The sequence below is a fragment of the Parabacteroides timonensis genome (assembly GCF_900128505.1).
GTDB lineage: Bacteria > Bacteroidota > Bacteroidia > Bacteroidales > Tannerellaceae > Parabacteroides > Parabacteroides timonensis.
In genome coordinates this window covers 2,488,947-2,515,523 of record NZ_LT669941.1, presented here as the reverse complement: position 1 = coordinate 2,515,523, position 26,577 = coordinate 2,488,947, and the positions used below count along the sequence as shown (strand labels likewise).

At 39.1% G+C, this 26,577-nt stretch carries 18 protein-coding genes, 2 tRNA genes, 2 rRNA genes and 1 other RNA gene; 9 read left to right on the top strand and 14 right to left on the bottom strand.

The features are described 5' to 3' along the window. Positions 1-114 precede the first annotated feature (114 nt). Positions 115-2,193: a HelD family protein gene (locus BQ7394_RS17655; RefSeq protein ID WP_075558629.1), complete on the bottom strand. Its 2,079-nt coding sequence runs from the start codon at positions 2,191-2,193 to the stop codon at positions 115-117. Positions 2,194-2,311: 118 nt separating this feature from the next. Here BQ7394_RS17655 and BQ7394_RS17650 point away from each other — a divergent pair, with 118 nt between their 5' ends. The 3 genes from BQ7394_RS17650 to BQ7394_RS17640 all read left to right on the top strand — a co-directional run bounded on the left by BQ7394_RS17650 (position 2,312) and on the right by BQ7394_RS17640 (position 4,471). Continuing rightward, positions 2,312-2,896: a hypothetical protein gene (locus tag BQ7394_RS17650; RefSeq protein WP_075558628.1), complete on the top strand. Its 585-nt coding sequence runs from the start codon at positions 2,312-2,314 to the stop codon at positions 2,894-2,896. A gap of 152 nt (positions 2,897-3,048) precedes the next feature. Next, a complete protein-coding gene (locus tag BQ7394_RS17645) occupies positions 3,049-3,918 on the top strand; it encodes a hypothetical protein (protein ID WP_082212000.1) in 870 nt (289 codons plus the stop codon). Positions 3,919-3,961: 43 nt separating this feature from the next. Further along, the gene (locus BQ7394_RS17640) at positions 3,962-4,471 is read left to right on the top strand and encodes a nitroreductase family protein (protein WP_075558627.1); all 510 of its coding nucleotides are present in this window, start codon (positions 3,962-3,964) and stop codon (positions 4,469-4,471) included. A 73-nt stretch (positions 4,472-4,544) separates the two neighbouring features. On the opposite strand, the gene BQ7394_RS17635 is transcribed toward BQ7394_RS17640, so the two are convergent. The 3 genes from BQ7394_RS17635 to BQ7394_RS17620 form a co-directional block, all read right to left on the bottom strand. Next, positions 4,545-4,643: transfer RNA gene (locus tag BQ7394_RS17635), tRNA-Phe, on the bottom strand. A gap of 198 nt (positions 4,644-4,841) precedes the next feature. Beyond that, positions 4,842-5,744, bottom strand: a complete 903-nt coding sequence (locus BQ7394_RS17630) for a DUF4595 domain-containing protein (protein ID WP_075558626.1) — start codon at positions 5,742-5,744, stop codon at positions 4,842-4,844. Positions 5,745-6,258: 514 nt separating this feature from the next. Further along, positions 6,259-6,690 (bottom strand): hypothetical protein, encoded by a 432-nt coding sequence (locus BQ7394_RS17620; protein ID WP_075558625.1) that lies wholly within the window; start codon positions 6,688-6,690, stop codon positions 6,259-6,261. Between the two features lie 457 nt (positions 6,691-7,147). On the opposite strand from BQ7394_RS17620, the gene BQ7394_RS17615 reads away from it, so the two are divergent. After that, positions 7,148-7,999 (top strand): hypothetical protein, encoded by an 852-nt coding sequence (locus tag BQ7394_RS17615; protein ID WP_139317727.1) that lies wholly within the window; start codon positions 7,148-7,150, stop codon positions 7,997-7,999. Between the two features lie 282 nt (positions 8,000-8,281). On the opposite strand, the gene BQ7394_RS17610 is transcribed toward BQ7394_RS17615, so the two are convergent. From BQ7394_RS17610 to sppA, 8 genes are all read right to left on the bottom strand, one after another. Then, entirely contained in the window at positions 8,282-10,084 is a 1,803-nt protein-coding gene (locus BQ7394_RS17610) for a DEAD/DEAH box helicase family protein (protein WP_075558623.1), read from the bottom strand. Between the two features lie 71 nt (positions 10,085-10,155). Next, positions 10,156-10,638, bottom strand: a complete 483-nt coding sequence (locus tag BQ7394_RS17605; RefSeq protein WP_075558622.1) for a hypothetical protein — start codon at positions 10,636-10,638, stop codon at positions 10,156-10,158. A gap of 207 nt (positions 10,639-10,845) precedes the next feature. Further along, a complete protein-coding gene (locus BQ7394_RS17600; RefSeq protein WP_075558621.1) occupies positions 10,846-11,868 on the bottom strand; it encodes a hypothetical protein in 1,023 nt (340 codons plus the stop codon). 73 nt (positions 11,869-11,941) lie between these two features. After that, positions 11,942-13,141, bottom strand: a complete 1,200-nt coding sequence (locus tag BQ7394_RS17595) for a site-specific integrase (RefSeq protein WP_075558620.1) — start codon at positions 13,139-13,141, stop codon at positions 11,942-11,944. Positions 13,142-13,274: 133 nt separating this feature from the next. Beyond that, positions 13,275-13,347, bottom strand: a tRNA-Phe gene (locus BQ7394_RS17590). A 76-nt stretch (positions 13,348-13,423) separates the two neighbouring features. Then, entirely contained in the window at positions 13,424-14,455 is a 1,032-nt protein-coding gene (gene thiL / locus BQ7394_RS17585; RefSeq protein WP_075558619.1) for a thiamine-phosphate kinase, read from the bottom strand. Positions 14,456-14,460: 5 nt separating this feature from the next. After that, positions 14,461-15,561, bottom strand: a complete 1,101-nt coding sequence (gene lpxK, locus BQ7394_RS17580; protein WP_075558618.1) for a tetraacyldisaccharide 4'-kinase — start codon at positions 15,559-15,561, stop codon at positions 14,461-14,463. Positions 15,562-15,567: 6 nt separating this feature from the next. Next, positions 15,568-17,334, bottom strand: a complete 1,767-nt coding sequence (sppA, locus tag BQ7394_RS17575; RefSeq protein ID WP_075558617.1) for a signal peptide peptidase SppA — start codon at positions 17,332-17,334, stop codon at positions 15,568-15,570. Between the two features lie 491 nt (positions 17,335-17,825). Between sppA and BQ7394_RS17570 the strand changes: the two genes are divergently transcribed. The 5 genes from BQ7394_RS17570 (at position 17,826) to ssrA (ending at position 24,282) form a co-directional block, all read left to right on the top strand. Further along, positions 17,826-20,960, top strand: a 23S ribosomal RNA gene (locus BQ7394_RS17570). 116 nt (positions 20,961-21,076) lie between these two features. After that, positions 21,077-21,187: ribosomal RNA gene (gene rrf, locus BQ7394_RS17565) — 5S ribosomal RNA — on the top strand. 174 nt (positions 21,188-21,361) lie between these two features. Then, positions 21,362-22,909, top strand: a complete 1,548-nt coding sequence (locus BQ7394_RS17560) for an arylsulfatase (RefSeq protein WP_075558616.1) — start codon at positions 21,362-21,364, stop codon at positions 22,907-22,909. A 30-nt stretch (positions 22,910-22,939) separates the two neighbouring features. Continuing rightward, on the top strand, positions 22,940-23,821 hold the full coding sequence (locus tag BQ7394_RS17555; RefSeq protein ID WP_075558615.1) for an alpha/beta hydrolase: 882 nt from the start codon (positions 22,940-22,942) through the stop codon (positions 23,819-23,821). 60 nt (positions 23,822-23,881) lie between these two features. Continuing rightward, positions 23,882-24,282: a transfer-messenger RNA gene (ssrA, locus tag BQ7394_RS17550) on the top strand. A gap of 50 nt (positions 24,283-24,332) precedes the next feature. On the opposite strand, the gene BQ7394_RS17545 is transcribed toward ssrA, so the two are convergent. Both BQ7394_RS17545 and uxuA read right to left on the bottom strand, forming a co-directional pair. Continuing rightward, entirely contained in the window at positions 24,333-25,172 is an 840-nt protein-coding gene (locus BQ7394_RS17545; RefSeq protein ID WP_075558614.1) for a M23 family metallopeptidase, read from the bottom strand. A gap of 206 nt (positions 25,173-25,378) precedes the next feature. After that, complete coding sequence (gene uxuA, locus BQ7394_RS17540) at positions 25,379-26,554, bottom strand: mannonate dehydratase (protein WP_075558613.1); 1,176 nt, start codon at positions 26,552-26,554, stop codon at positions 25,379-25,381. Positions 26,555-26,577 lie beyond the last annotated feature (23 nt).

The following is a 26,577-nucleotide window of genomic DNA, read 5'->3' as shown; positions in this document are numbered from 1 at the left end:
CCCTTGTCGACAAACAATTGCTATCCTTGGTTTAGTTGACCAGGAAGGATTTCCTAATATTAAAGCTATGTTGTAACCTCGGATAGAATGGTTTCTGTGGAGCGTATTTATCGATTATAACTCTGCGTTATAATCGATAAATGTACTCTTTTTACCACAATAAGTCAGTGTAAGCTTATGCATTGCTCTTGTTACTGCTACATATAATATGCTCTTGTCGATTTCCAAAAGATAATTTTTACTATTTACCAGGGGAATGATTACTTCATCAAATTCAAGTCCTTTTGCCATATGTGAAGATGTTATGATAATACCTTTTACAAAAGCGGAGCTTTGATTGGACAAGAAATGGACTTTATCGGTATAAATTTTCAGTTGTTTGTCTATTTCTTTTGCCTGCAGTTCTGTTTTACAGATGATTCCCAATGATTTGTAATCTGACCTTTCAAAAGTGGAGATTAGATTGATAATACCTTTAATCTCTGTTTCTGGATTTGTGAATTTTAGTATGGCAGGCTGTTCACCATGTCGTTCTATAGGTTCTAGTTCTTCGTTAGTCCGGATACTTTGAGCAAATGTCGTAATTTCGTAAGTTGAGCGGTAACTTTTGCAGAGTTTCATCACCTCTCCTGTAACAACTGTTTTTTTGATCATTTCTGCAGTGGATGATCCATAGGGATTGACTGACTGGTTTGCATCTCCCAGTATAGTTTTACGACAAGTATAGAGTTTTTGGATAACTTTATACTGTATGGGAGAGTAATCTTGCATTTCATCGATCAAAAGATGTTTAACATGTGACTGATTATTGTATCCCTCCAATGCAATATGTAGGTAAGCAAGTGGTGCTAAATCGGTGTATTCAAGCATGCGGTTTTTACGTAACTTGAATAACTCCGGTTTTTCGATCCAGCTAAAAAAATCTTTGTAAACTTGTAAATCATTATTACCGGCAAACATTTTCTTTATTTCTTTTTTCAACCTGTTGCGCTCAGCTGTGGTTATATTGAAACCATATTGGACTTTCATCATTTCGAGAATGTAATCGGTCATGGTTTCAAAACGTTGACGCATGGGATAACGATTGAATCGACGGAATTGCTCATCAATAAACTCGGCGGGAATAATTATGTGATTATTCAATTGAATATCTGAGGCTTTGAAATAGTTGTTTTCGATATATAATATGAATTTATCAAGTAGTGAAATAAAATAGATGGAAGATTTATATTGTATTCTTTCAGTAAAGCCTGGAACTGACTCACCCATTAATTCTGCTACTTGTCCGAAAAAGTTCTGATAGTTGTATTTGTTATCCAGTACTCCTGAAAGGAGCTGTTCCATACTGGTTTCAGGAACAGTTTCTTCGCCTAACTCCGGAAGTACATTCGATATATAGTCAGCAAAAACTTTGTTAGGAGATATGATCAGGATCTCTTTTGAAGAAATGTTTCCTTTAAAAGCATAAAGCAGGTAGGCGATGCGGTGCAGGGCAATGGATGTTTTACCTGATCCGGCAACTCCTTGTATGATTAATGCCTGTGCATCTTCATTGCGGATAATCTTGTTCTGTTCATGTTGAATGGTAGCGACGATATTTTTCATTTTATCATTGGTAGTGGCACTGAGTTCCTTTTGTAGAATGTCATCGTGAACAGTCAGGGAACTTTCTAGCATATATTCCATTTTCCCATTCCGGATGCGGTATTGCCGTTTCAGGGAAACGACTCCTTTAATTTCACCTGCCGGAGACATATATGAAGCTTCTCCTAACTCATGATCATAGAACATACCTGAAACGGGGGCTCTCCAATCATAGATCAGGTTCATTTTGGTATGGATGTCGTAGAAAGTATGTATACCGATATAGATGGGTAAAGGGTTGTTCTTTTGATTATTAAGTTCTGAAAAATCTATTCGTCCGAAGTAGGGGATATCCAGTATTTTACTTAGCCGTTTGCGTTTATCAATAACTTTTTCTCCTAGTGCAAAATGGTTGAGAATGCTTTCACGCATGGAGCGGATCTCGTGAGGGTCGATATCTTTGTTTGACCATATATAACTTTTATACTCTTGTAATGTTTCTACATGTTCTTTGACTGATGTATCCGTGTTATTTATCGAATCTTTTAGAATGTCGATTACTTGTAGCAAATATTCTTTCTCTTGTTTTTCTGTTTGATTAAATATCATAATGCTATACTTGTTGTTAGGTTGGCAAAGTTACTTTGGTCTCCTGAGGTATTAAATAGCTATTTATAGCTATATATCAAGCTCGTTTTTGTATTTTCGTAGCCCTAAATCGATTGTAATGGATATAATTGAACTTTCAAAACACAATCAGCAACTAGCTTGGGATATTCTGGAGAATACTCATATTGTTTCAGTTTGGGAGAGTATTGGTGCCAAGGTTAATATTGTAGGTTCACTGAAGACTGGCCTGTTAATGAAGAACAAAGATATTGACATGCATATCTATACCGATGAGTTGGTTATTGCTGATAGCTTTGCTGTAATGGGTAAACTGGCAGAAAAATTAGCTTTGGAAGAAATTCAATATAAGAACCTGGTCAATACTGAGGAAGAATGTATCGAATGGCATGCTTTGTATAAAGATAAAGAGAAGAATTTATGGAAGTTTGATATGATTCATCTTCGTAACGGCTCCAAATACGATGGTGTGGTAGAAAAGGTGACAGATGCCATTATCCGGCATTTGACATCTGATATCCGAAGGACGATTCTGCAGATCAAATATGATATGCCGGATAATGTAAATATTCCCGGTATAGAGATTTATCATGCGGTTTTCACTGGAGGGGTAAAAAACTATCGGGAGCTTATACAATACCGGGTGGATAATCCTTTGGTAAATAGTTTAGAGTGGACTCCCTGATAGACTATATTCTAAAAGAAAAGGTGTTATAGCAGTTCTTTCCATTTCTCTTGGATATTCTCTTCTCCGTCAAAATAGTTGACTTGTGTGTCTTTGTTGAATATATTTACTACATTTATCATCTGTATTGTAATCTGAATAATATTTTGAGTATGAAAAAGTGGCTTTATTTAGTGTTTACTGCATTGTTTTTCTTTTCTTGTTCTGAGATAGATGATAATATTCCAGACAATAATGATGAAGATAATAATGGCGATAAAGATAATATAGAAAATGAAAACGATATGCCTGTATTGAATCTGTATGTGAATACGGACCAGAAGAACATATTTGATTTAATGGAGTTTCAGATACAGACAGAAGGGACTGTTATGCTTTCGGACTTACGTGCGCATTATGACTCTGTAGTCTGGAAGGTTTCGGGCTTGGATGGTAGTTATAAAATTTTTGAAAGAACAGATTTTAGTTCTAGTTTTAGTTTTAAATGGTCTCATAACTTTTTCTTTCCTGGTGAATATGAAACTTTCCTGTTAGGATACAAGGAGGATAAACTTATTTACAAAAGTGATACATTACCTATAAAAATAACAGATGATAAAGACTTTTTAGGATACAATTGGAAAGATATAAAAGGTTCTATCGGACATGGCACTGGCTATGTAGATGTTCTTTTTAAGGATAGGGATATTGTGACCTTTCAAGATATGCATCAGGATACTCCATCTGTGGAATTGTCTCTTTTGTTAAACGGTAATCAGGATGAACAGGCATTTATATTGAAAAGTGAGAAAATACTTTCCGATTATATAAGTTCTTTATATTCATCTCCCATTTATGATCTTACGGATGATACTCTTGTAGAAAAATATAATAAAATATTTACTTACAAAAAAGAGAATGCATATCCTCAATGTATTTGGTTGACTCCAAAGTCGAAAATAGTATTACTAAAATGCTATGACAAATATTTTAAAGATTATTTTAAGTATGAGATTTATGCAGAGCCGGGAGATGAAATTTAAGTTGTATAACTTTGTTCCAAGCATTAAAGAAAATAAGTAAGATATGGATTTCTTAGAACTTTCTAAAAAACGTTTTTCTGCAAGAAATTATAGTGCAGATAAGATCGAACAGTCTAAAATAGATTATATCATTGAATGTGCGCGATTGGCTCCTTCTGCAGTTAATTATCAACCATGGCATTTTATGGTTGTCGTTAGTGAAGAGCAGAAACAGAAGCTCCGTCAGTGCTATGATAGAGAGTGGTTTGCAAATGCGCCTGCTTATATTGTTGTTTGTACTGATGAAACGAAGGCTTGGGTACGTAAATCGGATAATAAGAATCATGCTGATATTGATGCGGCCATTGCTACGGAACATATTTGTCTGGCAGCAACAGCAGTAGGACTAGGTAGCTGCTGGGTTTGTAACTTTGACTTGAATTTATTTAAAACGAACTTCCAGTTATCATCAGGAGAATATCCGGTAGCTATAATCTCGTTAGGGTATATTAAAGAACAACCGGAACGCTTTACGACTCGAAAAGATAAGAATGAAATTGTAACAATCTTATAAGTTTTAAATTAAAGATGTGTGGTGCTGAAATGAAAAAAGCAATTACAAATAAATGTAACTGCTTGATTTTTTGTGGTGCCACCAGGAATCGAACCGGGGACACAAGGATTTTCAGTCCTTTGCTCTCAAGGCTTTCAAAGCCTTCGGCTTCGTAAGCAACCAACTGAGCTATTGTGTTTTAGCAGTAGTCTTATTTGTTGTTTTCTCATTATCCTTTTTCTGGTTTACATCTCAGTTTACGTGATCCATTGATTAATAAATTAGTTAATTATCTCAGTTATAATATTATACCATATAAAAGAATAAGACACATTTTTGAATCTCATCATTTGATAGGTTCAAACTCGTACCTTATTCCTATGCAGAAAATTTAATCTTCCCAATATTCGATATTTGTAGTAAAGGATTCTTCATTATCCGGAATATATTCACCATCCCTGTTAAAATATTTGCTGGTGATTTCTATTGGATAGCCATCTTTGTCAAACTTATACTCATAAGAAATGGGTGATCCACCCCACGTTACACTTTCTTCCATGTTTTTAGACGGTTTACCAAATAATCCTCCATAAAAACAGAAAAATCCATAATACAAATATCTGTCATTCAAGTCTTCAAAAGGGAATTGAATGTCTATTGTTTTGTCATATTTCCTCAGATGCAACGGTGAGACACCAAGCTTATTTTCTTTATTAGTATAGGTTATTTGATATACACTTTCATAAATACCATCTTCAAAATATGAATAAGAAGTAAGATTTCCATTCATATATCTATAAACATAAGAGTCCTCACTCACGTCTTTTTGCTTTGCCAAATAGTCGTTTTCATATTCAAAAGATTCAGCAGAAGTACTCCATCCTCCCCATGCATATTTAATTTTCTCAACCAAGCCTTGTCTATTCAAGAACATTTCCAGTTTATCTGTAGCTCCATTGTACTTAGTTTCCATCATAATCAAACCATTTTTATACGAAAAGTCTGTAACAACATCTTGTCCTTTATAGTAGGAGGACTTAACATGTGACTTTATCAGAGAAATCCGATTCTTTTCATCATAAGAAAGATTATTTTCTACAAAATATCCACTTCGAGAAAAAACAGTCATTGTTTTTATCTGTTTCGTTTGGTTTTCTGGCTTTTCTGGCTTCTCAGGATCTTGTGGGTTTTCTGGTTGTTCCGGTTTAATCGGATCATCAGTTACAGGATCATCACCTCCACAACTGAACAAAGTACATACAGCAATAAGCATAAAAAGTAATTTTCTAGTCATAACAATTAAATTTTCCCCTCCCTGTTCCCTCCGGTTGGATTATAAAATAAAAGGTGTGGGAACTGTATTTGCTTTATCCTATTGACCGGCTTCTCGCATTGCCTGTAGTATGGATAAAGCAACAGCAACCCACACCAGTTTCGTATATAATTTACCCTCTCAGGTAAGTTTAATACAAATGATGCGGGTGCTATTGCTATCACCTTCATACTACTTTCAAATTTTGCGAGAATTTGTCAATAGAAGATAATCTCAATAACACCTTTCGTTAAACGTATGTCCTCTCATGTCATCCTATCTCTTTAGGCGTATGAGATTGCAACAAATGTACGAAAAGTGTTCTACTATCCAATCGTTGCGACTAAAATATTAAACATCTATTTTCACTTGCGTCTTATTCTTCCTATTAATTTGCTAATAAGTAGGTAAAGTATGAACACTAGAATAAGGGGTACAAGTAATGCGTAGCCTACATAGATACCTAATGCGGCTAGTACAATGAATAACAGTTCCTTCATACTATTCTTACATTAATAGATGAAACCTGTTCTAATAGCCATAATAAAATACCGATTTTGAATTTTCCTTTCATGATAAGATGTTTTTGGGATTTGTATTTGTGTGAAAATGTGTTTCCTCTTTTTTGTATAGCTTGCATATTAATTATCAAGCCATATAAAGGAAGAAATTCAGATAAATAGCTAACTGTATCAAAAAGGATTAGGCTAAAAATCTCTTTCTCCCCAAATATCATTTCAATACGGATTAACATAGGTGATACCAGAGAGATATAAAACATTTTTGTGTGCTCCACTGCTCGGAATAAATTCATTTCCCTAATGATGGGTAGTGGGGGATTTAATTGATACAGCACTCTAGCGCATATTACATATATGTGTTGACCGGTGAAGTAAATTTTAAAGCAGTAAGTATCTCTTACACTCATAATCCTGATTGTAAAAGATTCATTTTTTTACAATCTGCCAATTTTATACTTTTGTATATCTCTACAATAGAATCAGATACTGATATTCCAAAATTTCACGAGATAATCCCAGATACAAACTTTCTCACTAAATAGTTATCTCAAAAATGGTATTGCATATACGAACTAATAATCTATATCCAAATAGATTGACTTGTAAAAAATCATTGAATTTAAGTAGCTCTCAATATAAAAAATTGATGAAGTTGGGTATTTTGATCCCAATAAATAAAGAAGATTTAATTTTCAAGTCTAATAAATAGGCGGTTTAATTTTTTCCATAGGGTAGTTTACTTTTTTCACTCCCTTACTAATTACTTACAAACTAAATACTTAATGAATGATTTCACGCTTTCTAACAAAAGCGGAAATATCAATCTCACAGATACGATTTATTTTTATTTTATTCATGTCCCTGATGAATTATCGCATAATCTCAAAGGATTCACTTTTAAAATTGACTCATAAAGAGGCTTTTGTATTTTGTAGTATTGTCCTGAATACGGATCTTAACAATGACGGAAAGATGTATATATCCCATATAAAAGAAAAGACACTAGCAGAAATGGCAGAATGCACAACTAGAACGATTGTTACTTATATCAAGAAGTTTAAACAATTGGGATTGATAGATATAAAAACAGAAAAGATAAAAGGGGAATTGGGTGTTTTTGACAGAAATACCTATTCAATCAAAATACCAGATTCAAATCTAGGTGAAAATTGGTTTCGTTTGAACTATGATTTTTTGAAAGAAGAAATTTCTAGTGACATGAAAGGATTCTTACTTTTGCTAAAATGTTTGGGAATCAATGGGAGCAATACGGTTTTGTATAGTTTGGACAAAATAGGAAAGCAAAAATTGCTCCATGTAGGTTTGAATAAAATCAAGGAATTGACTCGCTTAGGTATCTCTTTACAGGTAATAAGCAAAGCTAAAACGGGATATGTCATAACGGATAAGTTTATTTATGAAGATCTCCCAGAGCAAAAAGCGGATTCTCCAACGGAACAACTTCTGGTTGATTATTACAACAGGGTTGTGTCTTACTGTAAGAGGCTGGAAATGAAAGCACCAAAGTATGACAAAGAGTTGATGAAAATTATTTACAATAACTGTCCCAATTTTGAATTTTTCGTTGATAAAATGAATAATCGTAATTATCCAAAGGAAAAAATAAGCAGTCTCATGTACTTCATAAAGGCTTTAAATTTTGATATACCAGAATCAAATGAAAAAGCTAAAGACGATTGTATTATAATGACTTAAATCTCTTTGTATTAAATATTTCAACTTAATTACAAATTGTGTGTAATGGATGTTTTGAGAAATCAAGGCATCCATTTTGTGTTTATAGAAGATCATACCATTTAAAAGAGAACACACCGGATTAAGCTGGCATTTCTTCTTTAAATGGTTATAAATGAAAAAATCCTCTAGTCAAATAACCAAAGGATTTATTTTCAAAGTTGAAGTATGTTTCTGGAAAATCACGCAACATTTTTTGAACAGGGTCTATAAAACCATTATTTTCTCAAAAATGTTGTACTGTCATATCTTAGCCTCGACTAATAGAAATTTACGTTTTCTACCCGTGTTAATCTCCTTCACATGGAAAAACTCCTTTATGGATTGCCCCGTGATCGCCTTTTGAGGTCTTACTCCGGTAAGTGTATAAATACGGGTTAATTCCTCCTTAATGTATTTCATCGTATATTTTTGTTCTACCTTGAAGGAGTTCTTTATCAACTGGATAAATTCTGTTCCTTCGGTTCTCTCCCTGTATTGTTTTAAAATCATAGCCTCTTTAATTCGCTTTACGGAATAATCCAGAGATTCGATCATCTCCTTTCCGATCACTTCGTATGCCTCGTAAATAAACGGATCAGCCTGTCGCAATTCATTTTTATAGTCGCGGATCATCTCGGTTTCATCATCACTTTTCAGTAATTCCAACTGGCAGACAACCATCTTGCGTTTATCCTTCAAAGAAGCATATTTGCTGTCCTTTTTCAATCGCTCGAAATCTCCGAAAGGGAAATAGGCGGATTCCACATCCAAATCGAATAATCGGTTGCACCTGTAACTTGCAATCAGTTTTTCTTTCTCATTGTAACTTGATTTGAGCAGGGCTTCATCCACATAGTTGTCGATAGCAAAGAAATTCTCTTTTCCTTCTTTATCCAACATTTTATTGAATGGCAACACTTTCAATGCTTCACGATAGGCGTTTCTTGCTTCTCCGGAAGTTGCGCAATCATAAAACTTCTTTATTGTGTTATGGACCTCTTTGCTCACTTGCAGGTAGATATTGATCTCTTCTTTCGTGCGGACGGGTAAATTCGCATTTGTGTTGAAGATGTGATATACGCTGTCTACTCCATTACGAAATCTTCCGATTGCCTGTATCGCATCCGTATTCGGATCGATCATGGAGTATTCAGAAAAATATACGTCTGAAATCATAATGACCGTTGGTTTTATATCCAATTCAATATCCAGTGCATTGTAAAAACGGCTGGTGAAGAAGTTGTATTTCTCCATTCTGGATTTGCTCCATTGCTCGAATGCGTGTTTGAATTTCTGACTTTTTAGGTTTTCCACACTCTTCTTTGCGCAAAACACAGTCGATTCACTTTCAATATCCAGTTGCTTGATAAAAGAATAGATCATATCCGTAGAGTTGACGAAGAAACAAATGTTAGTTGCATCCAGTTTGTCAAGTGTCCTTTTCAACTGTTCCAATACGTTGTTTGTATGGATCAATCTAACAGGGAGTTTATACTCAAATGTAGGTTCGATTTTAACAATTTGGAATTTCAGCTTTTCGAACCGGGGATCGCTGAAAGAAATGGGAGTTGCAGATACCAATGCCTTTTCATTGAACAAGAAGAAATCATCAAACGGTAGAGTTATATCCGATCTGTAATCTGCATCTTTCACGATCTTATGACATTCGTCGAACAAGAGGAAACATGTACCGTATATATCCATATCCATTGCTTCAAAAGCTTCTTTCACCTTGTGAAAACTTTCGGGAGTAGTCAGGATTTTTATTTGCTTATCCATAGATTTTTCCAGATACTTGATAATATCTTCCGCATAAATACCTTCGTACACGCCAAACAGGTTATCTTCTTTATGTTTCGGATCACTGCATTTACCAACGATAACAGGGACGTTCGGTTCGATAATGATTGAATTACGGTCTGCTTTTAACTCTCCATAGGTAGCTCCCAAGCCTGTAAGCGTTTTATATAATATAGTATTGGTCGGAATCATTGGTAGTACCTCTGTCAGATACTGGATTTTACCATTTTCTTTTTTGCTAATATATATAGTCTGTGTATTCATCTTTCTTGTGTTTTAATGATTTATAGGAATAGGAGTGATAGTTTTGTAGACTACCACTCAATTGGTTATTATCAGATCAGTTCTTTTTCTGCCAGGTATTCAATCAAGTCATCTGTTCTTTTCAGTCGAAATATGATCTTCCCTTTTTTGTAAGAGGCATAAGCGGTTATATATCCGTTGGTCTCGCGGAACAAGGGAACAAATTGCAGGACTTTACCGCCTTCGACCAAGTGCTTGAACATTGCGAGTTGCAAATCATAGTCCTTATCCTTTTCGTAGGCTTCCACATTTTCCGGTTCAGTTCCGAAATCTTCCGTTTTTCCTTCTTTCAGATAACCCATCAGCCAGGTAAGTTCTTTCTGGTTCAAGTTTAGTTTAAAGCCTGCCATGCTTTTGGATTCCAACCAAGCATAAGGGAAATTGTCTTTGCCTGTCTTGAATTGAACAGTCAGGTTCTCGTACTTCCGCATCATCAGTTTGGCTGCATTGTGTGCACCCATATTGTTATATTTTCTAACGAATTGGTTTTCAGTGTTGATATTTAATGCTTCCATGATTGTAAATGTTTTTATTGTTCCCTCTTTCCTGTTCGGGAGTTCAGGTAATCAACTGATCGAGATGTGCACCTCTCGTAGTTGATTACACTGCAAATATCTGATTTTGGCGGGAGCTGGGGTATAAACAATAAATACGACTTAATGGGGTATTCTTTATGTGGTTGTGGTTTATGTCATTAAATGGTTTTATGTTTTGGAAAAAAATTACCAATAATAGCCTTCTGTTGGATTGTTTGGTGAGCGTTTGAGTGTGAAGTTAAGTAGATAATCCCATTTCGAAGTAAAGTTTTGCTTTTTCATTATGGAAATAGCGGAGCGTATGTAGTTCATATCATTTTTCCTGTCATCATTTTTGAAGCAGCCAATTGTTTCTAAATACTCGAGAATGAACTCACATTGTTGATTTGTGATTGTTCCTGCTTTTGTAGAGGCAATACTGGAATGTTGCAGTATATTGAATGTGCCCATTGCCATGATATTGAAAGCTGGATCATCAAATTTCCTGCCGGACTTTTTACCATAGGTAAATTTAAGCTCGTTTTGCGCTTCTTCCAGATCGTTCACACCTAAATATATATTCAGATAGTCCTCCAACAGGGTTGTGAACCATGCTTCTGAATTGGGTATTGTGACAGAACCGTTTGGACTTTTGATTTGCAAATTGGTTAATTTGCTTGTTTTCAGAAATTCATATAGTTGCAGCATTTCTGGACGTACTGATTTGGCATAAGCCAAAGAATCATAGTTGTTTTCAATATCATCAGGTCGAACAAAGGAATTGCGAGTATATTTTTCATAAATAGCAGCCATCCAAAGAAGTATATTTACCACATCATCATCAATTTCTTTGGTTAAGCCATAACCATCAGCGAGTGTTAGTATGGTATCTACCAGCTTATCATTTGAAACGGATATGTATAAGGTAGAGTCAGAATCAAATATGACATCTTGATAGCTTATGTATTCATCTTTCTTTTTGGGAGTATATCGCTCAATATCGAAAGCTGTTGCTCCAAAAGATTCATACATCAGGGAACTTTCTCTTTTATATGGTGATAAGTCCTTACCTTCTGCGAAATCATCAAGTTTATATTTATGTACTTGATATAATGCCTCTATTTCATGATGTAACATATATCTGTCAAAACCGTAATATTTAGTCATTAACGGTTCAAGCCGTCTGAAATCTGGTAGATTTATTGGTATGAGCGTTGTTTTCGCAGTCATTGTGATTCAATTTCTGCGTGTAAAAGTAAAAAAATAATCTCACCAGCATTGCTGCCAATGAGATTATTTTTATTTAGAGCAAATTCTTCATTGCATCATCCATTTGATCATTGCCAAAGCTATCCAAATAAATTTGTGTTACTCTCTCCGAGCTATGTCCTAAAGCCTCACTGATTAAAGAGGTGTTCACCCCCGACCTTTTTAACGAAGTTGCGAAACTGTGCCTTGCAACGTATGTTGTCAATTCGATAGGCAAGTTAAACTCTTTGCCGATAACTTTTAAGCGGTTATTCGTCTTAGTAATCACCTTATGAATCCTGTTCCGTTGCTGCTGTTCTGTTTTATGAAAGGTAGACAGGATAGGGAATAGGTAGGGATTGTCCGGATCAGCGTATTTCTGAATCAGTTCAATGGCTTTCGGCTGTAATGGCAGTTTTATCAATTTACTTGTTTTGCGTCTGGAATAGATCAACCGATTGTCAATGATATTCTCTTTTGTAAGGTATGCCATATCCACGAAGTTGATACCACCCATGATGTAGGAGAAAGTAAACAGGTCGATAGGTAGTCTCGTAAATGGGTTGCTGGACTTGTAAGAGAGAACCTTATTTATATCCTCTTTCGTGATTGCTCTTTTGGCTGTTTCCTCATGCAGCTTAGATACCTTATACTTATTGAAAGGATAATATTCTGCTTTGACGATGTTTTCCTCAATAGCCAGATTATAGATCGCTCGTAATGTTCTGAAACGTATGCCTATCGTATTTTCTTTGATATTGCAGGAACGTAACCAGGTCTCGTATTTCCGCAACCATGCTGTATCAATATCAGGAAAATAGATATTCAGATGTTTGTTAAACCTTATAAGCGAGTTATAAACTTGTTTGACAGAAAGCATGTAGCCTGTGCGTTTCTCCGCTGTCAGCCTCTCCATATAATCCAGAAAGACATCCCCGACGGTTTTTAGTTTTACAGGGTTATTCACTTTCTCCGCCAATGTGGTTGCAGTAAACTCCCTCTCCATAGCCTTTAATTCCAGAATTTTATCCGTATAGGCTTTTGTTTTCTCCGTAATCACCTTTTCAATGTACTCTCTGTTAGGACATTTGGCGGTAGGTTTATTCACTTTGAAGTCCCAATATTTTGGGGCAAAGGAAATTCCAATGCTTTCATACTTCCGTTTGCCATCTTTGCAGATACGTAACATTAAAGGTGATTCATTGTTTTTTAGAACTTTAGACTTGTAACATACGACATTGATTGTAATACTCATGGTTTACATCTCGGTTTACATGGCATCTGTAAACTGACACGAAAAACACAAAAAATAACAGGATTTTGAGGTAAAAACCACCGAAAAGACATAAAAAAAGCAGTCATCTTTTAGATAACTGCTTGATTTTCAGTGGTGCCACCAGGAATCGAACCGGGGACACAAGGATTTTCAGTCCTTTGCTCTACCAACTGAGCTATGGCACCGTTGTTTTGTTTAACGGGTGCAAAGATACGGACTTTTTTTTAATATGCAACAGTTTTGTGGAAAAAGTGATTAAAATTATTCACTGAGTGAATTCCAGCCCTGAGCTTTTAATTCAACTTCTCCGCCATCACGGCCTACCAGATAGTTGCCTAATTCTGGTTTTGTGATGTGGCCGATTACTTTAACTCCTTTCATTTCAGATACTTTGTCATGATCAGTCAAAGGAACCGTGAATAATAATTCATAATCTTCACCGCCATTTAGGGCCGCTGTTACCAAGTTCATACTGAACTGTTCGGCCATGGCTGCGGTCTGATAGTCGATGGGAATTCGGTCTTCGTAAATACGGCAGCCGACATTGCTCTCTTTTGAAATGTGTAATAACTCGGAGGAAAGACCATCGGAAATATCCATCATGGAGGTGGGAACGATACCTGCCTTCTCCAACATTTCAATGATGTCTTTGCGTGCTTCCGGTTTTAGTTGGCGTTCCAGTAGATATTCTTTTCCGGAAAAATCGGGAGTGAAATCCTTTTCTCCTTTGAATACGCTCTTTTCACGTTCTAGTAACTGTAGGCCCATGTATGCGGCTCCCAAGTCTCCGGATACGCAAACCAGATCAGTATCTTTAGCTCCATTACGGGTTACAACTTTCCCTTTTTCTCCTTCGCCAATGCAAGTGATGCTGATGCACATTCCGGTTAAAGAGGAAGATGTGTCGCCTCCTACGATATCGACACCATAAATGTCACATGCGAGCTGAAGCCCTGAATAAAACTCTTCCAGGTCTTCTACAGAGAATCGTTTAGAGATTCCGATCGAGATAGTAATCTGTTTCGGTTTGCCGTTCATGGCATAGATATCGGAGAAATTGACTACGGCTGATTTATATCCTAGGTGTTTCAACGGGACATACATCAGGTCGAAATGAACGCCTTCAAGTAAGAGGTCAGTCGTTACCAGGATTTGTTTCTCCTTGTAGTCCAGAACTGCTGCATCGTCGCCAATACCTTTTACTGTACTTTCGTTTTTTAACTCTATTTTCTCTGTCAGGTGGCGGATTAAACCGAATTCACCTAATGTTGCTATTTCTGTTCTTTTACTCATTTTATTTATCGTAAAATATGATCTCTTTGAAAGGTTGTAATATGTTTTCGGATTTCATCGTCGAATCTTTTCTCCAGACAGAATTCGATGGTGATCGGTAGATAATACATATAAGCTTTCCATTCTTCGGGAATATATGGATTATCTGATAACCTGGCTGCATCTTTTTCTGTTGTCAGGATATATTTCTTGGATGAACTCATTGATTCGAATGCACTTTTTATCCGTCTGATGTCGGATTTTCCAAAATCATGGTGATCCGGAAAAATCAATGGAGTAACTTTTTCTGAAAGTTTTCTAGCCTCTTTAATAAAGCTTCCGGGAGAGGCTATACCTGATAGAACCAGAAGTTCTTCACCCTGACGTATGGCTTTTCGTGTAAGAGGTTTTGCTTGTGAAGCAAATACCGGCTCTATTTCGCCATAAGTAATATGTGTGAAATGAATGGATTGATGTGCCAGTAATTTCATATTTTCTTCTATGATACGGTACTCGATCGGCTTCATATCTTTTTCACACTTCGTTACGATAACTATATCTGCACGCCGTATTCCGTTGACTGGTTCGCGGAGCAGGCCGGCTGGTAATAATTTGTCGATGTAGAACAAACGATGATAATCTGTCAGTACGATCGAAAGCGAAGGAGTTACATAACGGTGTTGATAGGCATCGTCGAGGAGAATAATTTCCGGACGTTGATCATTCGGTAGTGCCAGCAAGTTGCTGATACCCCGTCGGCGGTTGGCATCAACAGCGACAAGTATATCGGGAAACTTATGTTTCATTTGATAAGGCTCATCACCGATTTCGATGCTTGTATTTTGATTGTTTGCCAGGATAAAACCGGATGTTTTTCGTTTATACCCCCTGCTGAGTACAGCTATTCTATGGCTGTCTTTTAACAGGCGGATAATATATTCCGTATGAGGAGTTTTTCCTGTTCCTCCCACAGCCAGGTTTCCAATGCAAATGATAGGTATAGGGTATGACTCTGTTGGCAATACCCCCCAATCAAACAGTTGATTCCGAAAACGGACTCCTATCCCATATAGAAAAGAGAAAGGAGAGAGCAGTGAGTGCTTTTTTATGTTGCTTTCTGTCGGCATCTCGGATTATAAGGGTTTAACATCATAAGGTAGTCGTGCCTGAACTCCGGTTGTTGTTTTTATATTGCTCAGATTCTTAAAATATTCGTATTCATCACCTAAAACACTTTTTACAATGGATACTTTTACTTCTCCTAATTGTTTTTCAATGAATTCTTTCCAGAAATCTTTCGTCCCTGAAACATAAGTCAGGCTATAATCGCTCAAGTCGGCTAGTGAAGCTGCTGTTTCAATCGCTTTGTTTATACCGCCCAGTTCGTCGACCAACCCACGTTCCTTGGCTTGTTCACCGGTCCAGACGCGTCCCTGGCCAATTTCATTGATAGCGTCCTTGCTCATATCGCGGCCATCGGCACAACGAGTAAGGAAAGTTTCATATCCTCTTTCAACGAAGGATTGGATAAGAACTTTTTCATCTTCGCGCATTGGACGGCTCATGTCTCCCAGGTCGGCGTATGTGTTGGTTTTGACAATATCTGTTGTTAATGATAGTTTGTTGAACAGGCCAGTTACATTCGGAAAGATACCGAAGATACCGATCGATCCGGTTAGTGTGTTAGGTTCTGCTATGATTTTGCTGGCAGCACATGAAATATAGTAACCTCCGGAAGCTGCAACATCACCCATGGAAACAACGATAGGTTTTACTTTTTTCAATTCTACGACCTGACGCCAGATCTGTTCTGATACGAATGCGCTTCCTCCGGGAGAATTTACACGGAAGACTACGGCCTTAATATTGTTGTCGTTCTTCAACTTGATTAGTTCGGTAGCAACCTTTTCGGTAATTGCTTGCTCTACATTATAAGGAGAAGAGGATACTTCGGGTTTGATTTCACCCTCGGCATACAAAATCGCAATACGATCAGCTTTTTCCCGATTGATTGTTTTTATACTTTTTATTTTTGTTATATCGGCCGTTTGCAAACGTTTATCGCTTTGTCCCGCTAGTTCTTTAACATATTCTTCTGCTTCCGGACGATATTTTAATTCATCTACCAATTTACATTCAACAGCTTTCTCTGCAGAAGCAAAGGCATAGCCTTGGTTTGCAAAGTTATTAATGTCTTCGGTGGAGATATTTCTCGATTCGGCAATGCCACTAGTAACATTATCCCAGATAGTACTCATATATGATTGTATCTGTTCGCGATTAGCATCACTTAATTTGTCGAGCATGAAGGGCTCTACGGCTCCTTTGTAGGTACCAACTTTAAAGATCATCATGTCTATGCCGACTTTTTTTAGTAATTCTTTATAAAACATAGTCTGTGAAGCCATACCTACAAGACCTAATGTCCCTTGTGGATTAAGAAACACTTTGTCAGCCACTGAACATAGATAATAACATCCTTGGCTGTAATTGTCGGAGTAAGCAATAACGAACTTACCGCTTTCTTTAAAGTCTGTCAATGCTCTGCGGATTGCTTCAAGGCTGGCGGAGCCGGCACTAAGTGATTTTGCTTCTATATATATACCACTGATGTTTTTATTTTCTTTGGCTGTTTGAATTGTTGATAATATATCTTTTAAGGAAAGAGCTTTTTCTGTTTCTCCCATCAGCATGGCAAGAGGATTTTCTTCTGTATTATCAGATAAACTACCGTCAAGTGTTAGTTTATAGACGGTATTGCTTTTCGGACTGTAATCGGGAGTGCTATTTATGCTACTTGCAATACCGATTATTGTGAAGATAAATACGATGGAAATCAGGCCAACAGCAACAAATACACCTAATGCTGAGGCAAACATCATTTTAAAAAATTGTTTCATATCTATATTTCGTAAGTTTTTATCAGACAGCAAATATAGTTAACTTCTTGATACTAACCTTTCTTTTGCGTTGATTAATTTGAGCTATAAAGACATCTAGTTATTAAATAACACTTTTGCTTGACTTTTGTTATATATAACGTATTGAAATCCCGTAACCTTCCTGTAGATTTATTCGTTTGATATATATCAAATGAATAAATGACATATATATTCCTTTCGTTTGATGATTATACTTTATTCGTTTGATAATAGTCAAAAGAAAGAAAGTAAGGGATGTCCTGTCCTGAAATAAGTTGACAAAACACCAGGGTAAACTTATGTCAGAATCGAAACATGTAGACTGTATCCGTCGTTTTTCCTTTTTGGCAGTATTTTCTATTNACTCAGCAATGAGTAAAAGATCTTTGACATGATGGACAACGTAAAATAAAGTAACAAGAGCAAGCTGAAGATATATCAATCCGAATCACAGAGATGTGACCGGAAAAAAGAAAGTAAGCAAGGGCAGACGGTGGATGCCTTGGCTCTCGGAGGCGATGAAGGACGTGATAAGCTGCGATAAGCCGGGGGTAGATGCAAATAATCTTTGATCCTCGGATTTCCGAATGGGGCAACCCGTCAGATTGAAGATCTGTCACCTCGTAAGAGGAGCGAACGTGGGGAACTGAAACATCTAAGTACCCATAGGAGAAGAAAATAAAAATGATTCCGCAAGTAGTGGCGAGCGAACGCGGAAGAGCCCAAACCGATATTGTTTAGGCAATATCGGGGTTGTAGGACTACGATGTAGCAAGAACTTAGTAAAGTAGAACGTTTTGGAAAGAACGGCCATAGACGGTGATAGCCCGGTATACGACTTACTGACGAAGCTTAGTAGTATCCTGAGTAGCGCGGGGCACGAGAAATCCTGTGTGAATTAGCGGGGCCCATCCCGTAAGGCTAAATACTCCCGAGAGACCGATAGCGAACCAGTACCGTGAGGGAAAGGTGAAAAGAACCTCGAACAGAGGAGTGAAATAGACCCTGAACCCGTCTGCCTACAAGCGGTCGGAGCAGCGTAAGCTGTGACGGCGTGCCTTTTGCATAATGAACCTACGAGTTACTTTCTCCGGCAAGGTTAAGTATTTCAGATACGGAGCCGAAGCGAAAGCGAGTCTGAACAGGGCGGTATAGTCGGAGGGAGTAGACGCGAAACCAAGTGATCTACCCATGGTCAGGTTGAAGGTTAGGTAACACTAACTGGAGGACCGAACCGGTAAGCGTTGAAAAGCTTTCGGATGAACTGTGGGTAGGGGTGAAAGGCTAATCAAACTTGGAGATAGCTCGTACTCCCCGAAATGCATTTAGGTGCAGCCTAGGGTTAGTATAATATGAGGTAGAGCGACTGATTGGATGCGAGGGCTTCACCGCCTATCAAGTCCAGATAAACTCCGAATGCGTATTATATATTGCCCTGGAGTGAGGGCGCGGGTGCTAAGGTCCGCGTCCGAGAGGAGAAGAATCCAGACCATCAGCTAAGGTCCCCAAATAACAGTTAAGTTGAACTAACGAAGTCAGACTGCAGAGACAGCTAGGATGTTGGCTTGGAAGCAGCCATTCATTTAAAGAGTGCGTAACAGCTCACTAGTCGAGGAGTTTGGCGTGGATAATACTCGGGCATAAACTGTTTACCGAAGCTATGGATGTCGTAAGACATGGTAGGGGAGCATTCCAGCAGCGTAGAAGGTGAGGGATAACCCTTGCTGGAGCGACTGGAAAAGCAAATGTAGGTATAAGTAACGATAAAGGAAGTGAGAAACTTCCTCGCCGAAAGACTAAGGTTTCCTGATCAACGTTAATCGGATCAGGGTAAGTCGGGACCTAAGGATAAGCCGAACGGCGATTCCGATGGAAGAATGGTTTAATATTCCCATACTACTTTATAGAGCGATGTGGAGACGGAGAAGTGACAATCCTGCCAACTGACGGAATAGTTGGTTAAAGGGTGTAGACGTTGATCGTGGTAGGCAAATCCGCCATGAGAGTCGAACCTGACAGTATACCGAGTACTTGTACAAGGTAATATGGATGTAAGCAGGCTCCCTAGAAAATCCGCTAAGCATATTTATAAAGTACCCGTACCGTAAACGGACACACGTAGTTGGGTTGAGAATACTGAGGCGCTCGAGTGATTCACGGTTAAGGAACTAGGCAAATTGACCCTGTAACTTCGGGATAAAGGGTCCCTACTGAAAGGTAGGGCGCAGAGAATAGGTCCAGGCAACTGTTTAACAAAAACACATGGCTGTGCGAAATAGAAATATGAAGTATACAGCCTGACACCTGCCCGGTGCTGGAAGGTTAAGAGGAGAGCTCATCGCAAGAGAAGGTTTGAATTGAAGCCCCAGTAAACGGCGGCCGTAACTATAACGGTCCTAAGGTAGCGAAATTCCTTGTCGGGTAAGTTCCGACCTGCACGAATGGTGTAATGATCTGGACACTGTCTCAACCGTGAGCTCGGTGAAATTGTAGTATCGGTGAAGATGCCGATTACCCGCGATGGGACGAAAAGACCCCGTGAACCTTTACTATAGCTTTACATTGAATTTGGGCAACTAATGTGTAGGATAGGCCGGAGACTATGAAGCGGGCACGCCAGTGTTTGTGGAGTCACCGTTGAAATACGGCCCTTTGGTTGTTTGAGTTCTAACTCGTGGAAANAAGTTCCGACCTGCACGAATGGTGTAATGATCTGGACACTGTCTCAACCGTGAGCTCGGTGAAATTGTAGTATCGGTGAAGATGCCGATTACCCGCGATGGGACGAAAAGACCCCGTGAACCTTTACTATAGCTTTACATTGAATTTGGGCAACTAATGTGTAGGATAGGCCGGAGACTATGAAGCGGGTACGCCAGTATTTGTGGAGTCATCGTTGAAATACGGCCCTTTGGTTGTTTGAGTTCTAACCCGCGAAATGTGGGGACACTGTATGGTGGGTAGTTTGACTGGGGTGGTCGCCTCCAAAAGAGTAACGGAGGCTTCTAAAGGTACCCTCAGACCGATTGGTAACCGGTCGTAGAGTGTAATGGCATAAGGGTGCTTGACTGGGAGACATACAAGTCGATCAGGTAGGAAACTAGAGCATAGTGATCCGGTGGTTCCGTATGGAAGGGCCATCGCTCAAAGGATAAAAGGTACTCCGGGGATAACAGGCTGATCGCTCCCAAGAGCTCATATCGACGGAGCGGTTTGGCACCTCGATGTCGGCTCGTCACATCCTGGGGCTGGAGAAGGTCCCAAGGGTTGGGCTGTTCGCCCATTAAAGTGGCACGCGAGCTGGGTTCAGAACGTCGTGAGACAGTTCGGTCTCTATCTATCGTGGGCGTAGGATATTTGAGAGGCTCTGACACTAGTACGAGAGGACCGTGTTGGACAGACCACTGGTTTACCGGTTGTACCGCCAGGTGCACCGCCGGGTAGCTAAGTCTGGATTGGATAAGTGCTGAAAGCATCTAAGTACGAAGCCAGCCTCAAGATTAGATATCCCTGAGGGTCGTCGTAGACTACGACGTTGATAGGCTACAGGTGTAAGGGCAGTAATGTCGAAGCCGAGTAGTACTAATAGCCCGAGACTTTCTTTTTCTGGAAGGAAGGATTGATATATCAGCAGATGTGGTAGAGTGTAACAACAAAGCCATATAGCGAAAGGTTACTATTAGAGTAGCGTTGTCCAAGGTCAAACATCTTAAAAAGAAATTAAGGTGGTTATAGCGTTGGGGATCCACCTCTTCCCATTCCGAACAGAGAAGTTAAGCCCAACCACGTCGATGGTACTGCGTAAAAGTGGGAGAGTAGATAGCCGCCGTTTTAGTCAGGTCGAAAGACTGAAAAGGTAGAAAGGAATCAATCGAAAGGTTGGTTCCTTTTTTTGTTTTGTCAAAACCATTGTCCTTGGAATTAATATTAATCAACTTCTCTTTGCACGAATCAAATAAGATATATATCTTCGCTATCTAAATCTGTATTCATAGAAAAACATATTATGAAAAGAAGAACTTTTCTAAAATCATCGCTTCTGGCTGGTGCGGGTGTTGGAGTCGACCATTCTGTACGGTCCGCAATATTTTCTCAGGAACAAAAAGAAACAAAAAAGAAACCTCATGTTATTTTTATCATGACTGATCAGCATCGTGGGGATGCTTTGGGTTGTATGGGTAATAAGGCTGTTATTTCTCCGAATATTGATAAGTTGGCAGAAGAAGGTACTTTATTTGTAAGCGGTTATTCGTCGGCTCCTAGTAGTACTCCCGGACGTGCCGGTTTATTAACGGGGTTATCCCCCTGGCATCACGGTATGCTGGGATATGGACGAATGGCTGAACAATACAAATATGAAATGCCGCAGATGCTTCGTAATCTGGGCTACTTTACTTTTGGTATAGGAAAGATGCACTGGTTCCCTCAAAAAGCACTTCATGGTTTCCATGCTACATTGATAGATGAAAGTGGAAGAGTCGAATCAAAAGATTTTGTCAGCGATTATCGTGAATGGTTTCAACTGAATGCTCCCGGACAAAATCCTGATTTGACGGGTATCGGTTGGAATGATCATGGGGCAGGTATTTATAAACTGGATGAGAAATTGCATCCGACTACCTGGACGGGACAGACTGCCTGTGAACTGATCCGTAATTATAATAATGATAAACCATTATTTATGAAAGTGTCTTTTGCACGTCCTCATAGTCCTTACGATCCACCGAAATGTTATCTGGATATGTATAAAGATGCTGATATCCCTAAACCTGTTATTGGTGATTGGTGTGGTAAGTATGCAGAACGCCTGGATCCTGAAAAAGCAGCTTCGGATGCTCCGTTCGGGAATTTTGGTGATGACTATGCCGTAAATTCTAGGAGACATTATTATGCGAATATCACTTTTATTGATGATCAGATAGGAAAGATAATTGCAGCATTGAAAGAGAAAGGAATGTATGATGATGCGATTATTTGTTTTACGGCCGATCATGGTGATATGCTGGGCGATCATTATCATTGGAGAAAAACATATCCTTATGAAGGTTCTGCCCATATTCCTTATGTTGTGAAATGGCCGTCGTTTGTTAAAAAAGCAGTTCCGAATGGAGTGAAAATAGAACAGCCGGTTGAACTTCGCGATTTTCTTCCTACCTTTATAGACCTGGCTGGTGGAACTGTTCCTCCTGATATGGATGGAAACTCGTTGTTGAAACTGGTACAGGGACATTCGGATGAGTGGCGTAAATACATTGATCTGGAACATGCCACCTGTTATAGTGCCGACAATTACTGGTGTGCACTGACAGATGGAAAGTTGAAATATATATGGAATTTCCATAATGGTGAAGAGCAATTATTCGATTTGAAAAAAGATCCGGGGGAATTAACGGATTGTTCAGGGAAAAAGTCTTATGCCAAACAACTGAAGGAGCTCCGTAAAGCGATGGTTGACCATCTTTCAGAGCGTGGAGATGATTATGTGAAGAATGGCGAATTAGTTACTTTGGGAAAGACTATACTATATAGTCCTAATTTCCCTCAAAAAATATGATTCTTATAAATTCTTTAAACTGCATAGTGTATGGTCAGAAAATGGATATTCCTGCTTGTAGGAGTGAGTTGTGTAATTGGATCAGTTATGGCACAAGAAAATCCGATCCTGTTGTTCCCGAAGGGAGCACCTGGTGAGACAACCCAGCTGATAGAGAAAGCTGATAACGATGGAGGGAAAACGGGAGGTGAAACCGTATTACGTATAACCAATGTAAGTGAACCCACAATTACCGTTTATCCGGCTCCGGATGAAGTTGCAACGGGTGCGGCGATGGTTGTTTGTCCTGGTGGTGGATATAATATCCTGGCTTACGACCTGGAGGGAGATGAAGTTTGTGAATGGTTGAACAATCTTGGTATAACCGCAGTATTGCTAAAATATCGTGTTCCCCGCCGGGAAGGTTTGGAAAAGCATACAGCCCCTTTACAGGATCTTCAACGTGCAATCGGTTATGTCAGGGCTCATGCAGAAGAAATGAATATCGATCCGCAGCGTATAGGAGTAATGGGATTCTCTGCCGGTGGACATCTTTCGGCAATGGCAAGCAATAACTTTGATAAACGTACCTATCCGGCAGTGGATGCAGCCGATAAGGTCAGCTGTCGTCCGGATTTTTGTCTTTTAGTTTATCCGGCTTACCTGGATGGTGAAAACTTCAAGCTGGCTTCGGAGCTTAAAGTGGGTGCAGCTACACCTCCGACTATGCTCGTTCAGACAGAGGATGATAAATCGTATATCAATAGTAGTCTCTTTTATTATTATGCATTGAAGGAGGCCGGTGTTCCTGCACGGATGCATTTATATAGTAAAGGAGGCCATGGTTATGGCCTGAGAGATACGGGAGCTGCAGTGAATGAATGGCCGGACAGAGCAGAAGACTGGTTCCGTGAGTTAGGCGTGATAGAATAAAAAAACTAAATAGAGTACGGGGATACAGAGATTCTTTGTATCTTTGTACTCACAAATCATGGGGATGACCGGTTTAGACAGCGGGTAGAAGTGGTTTGTAAGCATGTAGTGCGTGGTTGGCTTGCACTTAAATCTCAGACAACGAACAATTAACTGGCGAAAACAATTACGCTTACGCTGCTTAATCGAAGTATAGTAGATTCAAGCTTAATCCCTGCAAAAGTTGTGGGGACGTGACATCACCCGGATGCTGTGGCTCCGAAGCTTTCCGATCAGGTGGTGCAGCAATATCGGAGATAGTCTGAAATGAGCCTCGGGTCTCAGGCGAAAATTAAGAGGATAAGGATTAAGTGGGTGGCTTCGGTCTTGCTTGATCCCGACAATCGAAGGCGAAGATAAACATGTAGAAAGCAGATTAGTTCCTCGTTTGGACGAGAGTTCGAATCTCTCCATCTCCACAACAAAAAAGGCTCGCAATTTTATTTGCGAGCCTTTTTTGTTATTTATATAATTATAAACCTATTCGTTTGTTGTTTTCCGGCTGGGTAATTCCTGTATAGGAGTATTGGTAATCACCTGCACTTTGGTGAGGAAGTATATTCACTGATTTTACAGCTATGTTTTTTCCTGTCTTAGTTGCTACCAGGCATGTGTTATGTAGCTTTCTGTTTTCCAGATCGAAAACTTTCTCAGGATTGAAATGCTGACCGTTAATACGAACTTCAAAGTGTAAATGTTCAGTAGTGGCTCTTCCCGTACGTCCGGTCAATCCTACGGGTTCTCCCGCTTTTATACGATCACCTACCTTTACCAGGTTCTTAGAGTTATGGCTATAGACTGTTTCTAATCCGTTATAATGGCGTATAACAACGACGTTTCCATAAGCGGCATACGATTTGGCCATGCGAACGATTCCATCGAAAGCGGCAACAATCGTATCGTTGGCACATGTTTTCAGATCGACTCCCGAATGATGTCTTCTACGACCGGCATAAGGAGATATTACTTTTGCACCCGGCAGAGGAAATGCGTAATCTTCTTTAGATATTAATGCCAGGTCTATGATCAATGAGTTTTCGTTTGCCAGTAATTTAGGATCGGGAACGGCTATATCTGCTTTTTCCCGGGAAGAGAAGTTCTCTGTTATATCTTTACGGGCATATTCCGTTTTTTCTAATTCCGGTGTCGGTTGAAGAAATATATATTCTACTGCAGGTAGAGGAATATCTGTTGATGGAGGTACTATAACTGCTTCCGGTTCAAGAGTAGGGGGCAACGTTTGTACTGTGGAACAGGTACTTAGTGTCAGTATTGTAATGAATGATAATATATAACTATGGATATTAGACATTATAAAAAATATTTTTGACGAACAAAAATAGAAAAAACTATCCAGTCTAAAGTCTTAATTGGGAATACTTTATAGTTCTTTTTCATTTCTTTATGCTTTTCTGAGAATTGTAGGACGATTTTCGAAGGCAATAATACAAAAAGGCGCCAACCGAAGTTTAGCGCCTTTCTTCTATAAATCGATAAGAAATGAAATGTATACGTTGTTTATTTCTTAAATAATGATTTGGCTATACCCATTTCGAGGCCTCGGAGTTCTGCTAAACCTCTCAGGCGGCCGATACAGGAATAACCCGGATTTGTTTTCTTTTTCAGATCGTCTATCATCTGATGGCCGTGGTCCGGACGCATAGCAATGGAACAGCCGCGTCTTTGCTGTAACTCCAATAGGGCTTTCATTACGCCATACATATCCACATCTCCTTCCAGATGGTTTGCTTCGTAGAAATTTCCTTCTTCATCACGTTGTGTGCTACGGAAATGAACGAAATCGATACGGTCGCCGTAACGTTCCATAATTCCTGCCAGATCGTTGTCACTGCGTACTCCGAATGAACCGGTGCATAAGCACAGTCCGTTACTCCTATTGGGTACCGCTTCAATTAACTTCTTGAAATCTTCTTCCGTACTCAGGATACGCGGCAATCCGAGAATGGAGTAAGGAGGGTCATCCGGGTGGATAACCAGTTTTACACCGGCTTCATCGGCAACCGGAGCAATTTCCTGCAAGAAGTAGATCAGGTTGGCACGCAATTTTTCTGCATCGATATTTTTATAGCGGTCTAATGCCTCCTGGAATTGTTCGATCGTAAAACTTTCTTCCGATCCTGGTAGGCCGGCAATCATGTTACGGGTAAGCAGATGACGGTCTTCTTCGCTCATCGAGTCGAAGCGGGCTTTTGCTTTTGCTTTTTCTTCTGCGGAATAATCGTTCTCTGCTCCCGGACGTTTCAGAATGAAAAGGTCGAATGCAACGAAAGCAGCCCGTTCGAAGCGAAGAGCCTTTGAGCCATCCGGCATGGTATAGGCCAGATCGGTACGTGTCCAATCGAGCACTGGCATGAAATTGTATGTTACGACATTCACACCGCATTTACCCAGGTTACGCAGACTTTCCTTATAGTTGTCGATATATTTCTGAAACTCTCCGGTTTGCGTTTTAATGTGCTCATGAACTGGCACGCTTTCCACGACAGACCAGGTTAATCCGACCTCTTCGATCAGTTTTTTACGTTTCATGATCTCCTCTACCGTCCATACTTCCCCATTAGGAATATGATGTAAAGCATTTACAATACCGGTTGCGCCGGCTTGTTTGATATCCCAAAGGCTGACAGGGTCATTCGGACCATACCAACGCCATGTTTGTTCGCATAAATACATATTATGTGTCGTGTTTATCGGGT

What these genes read in the sequence shown, in the direction of transcription:
- sppA (WP_075558617.1), bottom strand. Translation starts at nt 17,334, where the DNA reads ATGAAACAATTTTTTAAAATGATGTTTGCCTCAGCATTAGGTGTATTT.
- BQ7394_RS17545 (WP_075558614.1), bottom strand. Translation starts at nt 25,172, where the DNA reads ATGTCTAATATCCATAGTTATATATTATCATTCATTACAATACTGACA.
- BQ7394_RS17555 (WP_075558615.1), top strand. Translation starts at nt 22,940, where the DNA reads ATGGTCAGAAAATGGATATTCCTGCTTGTAGGAGTGAGTTGTGTAATT.
- BQ7394_RS17560 (WP_075558616.1), top strand. Translation starts at nt 21,362, where the DNA reads ATGAAAAGAAGAACTTTTCTAAAATCATCGCTTCTGGCTGGTGCGGGT.
- BQ7394_RS17645 (WP_082212000.1), top strand. Translation starts at nt 3,049, where the DNA reads ATGAAAAAGTGGCTTTATTTAGTGTTTACTGCATTGTTTTTCTTTTCT.
- BQ7394_RS17630 (WP_075558626.1), bottom strand. Translation starts at nt 5,744, where the DNA reads ATGACTAGAAAATTACTTTTTATGCTTATTGCTGTATGTACTTTGTTC.
- BQ7394_RS17655 (WP_075558629.1), bottom strand. Translation starts at nt 2,193, where the DNA reads ATGATATTTAATCAAACAGAAAAACAAGAGAAAGAATATTTGCTACAA.
- BQ7394_RS17615 (WP_139317727.1), top strand. Translation starts at nt 7,148, where the DNA reads ATGAATTATCGCATAATCTCAAAGGATTCACTTTTAAAATTGACTCAT.
- uxuA (WP_075558613.1), bottom strand. Translation starts at nt 26,554, where the DNA reads ATGTATTTATGCGAACAAACATGGCGTTGGTATGGTCCGAATGACCCT.
- BQ7394_RS17605 (WP_075558622.1), bottom strand. Translation starts at nt 10,638, where the DNA reads ATGGAAGCATTAAATATCAACACTGAAAACCAATTCGTTAGAAAATAT.
- BQ7394_RS17610 (WP_075558623.1), bottom strand. Translation starts at nt 10,084, where the DNA reads ATGAATACACAGACTATATATATTAGCAAAAAAGAAAATGGTAAAATC.
- thiL (WP_075558619.1), bottom strand. Translation starts at nt 14,455, where the DNA reads ATGAGTAAAAGAACAGAAATAGCAACATTAGGTGAATTCGGTTTAATC.
- BQ7394_RS17640 (WP_075558627.1), top strand. Translation starts at nt 3,962, where the DNA reads ATGGATTTCTTAGAACTTTCTAAAAAACGTTTTTCTGCAAGAAATTAT.
- BQ7394_RS17595 (WP_075558620.1), bottom strand. Translation starts at nt 13,141, where the DNA reads ATGAGTATTACAATCAATGTCGTATGTTACAAGTCTAAAGTTCTAAAA.
- lpxK (WP_075558618.1), bottom strand. Translation starts at nt 15,561, where the DNA reads ATGCCGACAGAAAGCAACATAAAAAAGCACTCACTGCTCTCTCCTTTC.
- BQ7394_RS17600 (WP_075558621.1), bottom strand. Translation starts at nt 11,868, where the DNA reads ATGACTGCGAAAACAACGCTCATACCAATAAATCTACCAGATTTCAGA.
- BQ7394_RS17620 (WP_075558625.1), bottom strand. Translation starts at nt 6,690, where the DNA reads ATGAGTGTAAGAGATACTTACTGCTTTAAAATTTACTTCACCGGTCAA.
- BQ7394_RS17650 (WP_075558628.1), top strand. Translation starts at nt 2,312, where the DNA reads ATGGATATAATTGAACTTTCAAAACACAATCAGCAACTAGCTTGGGAT.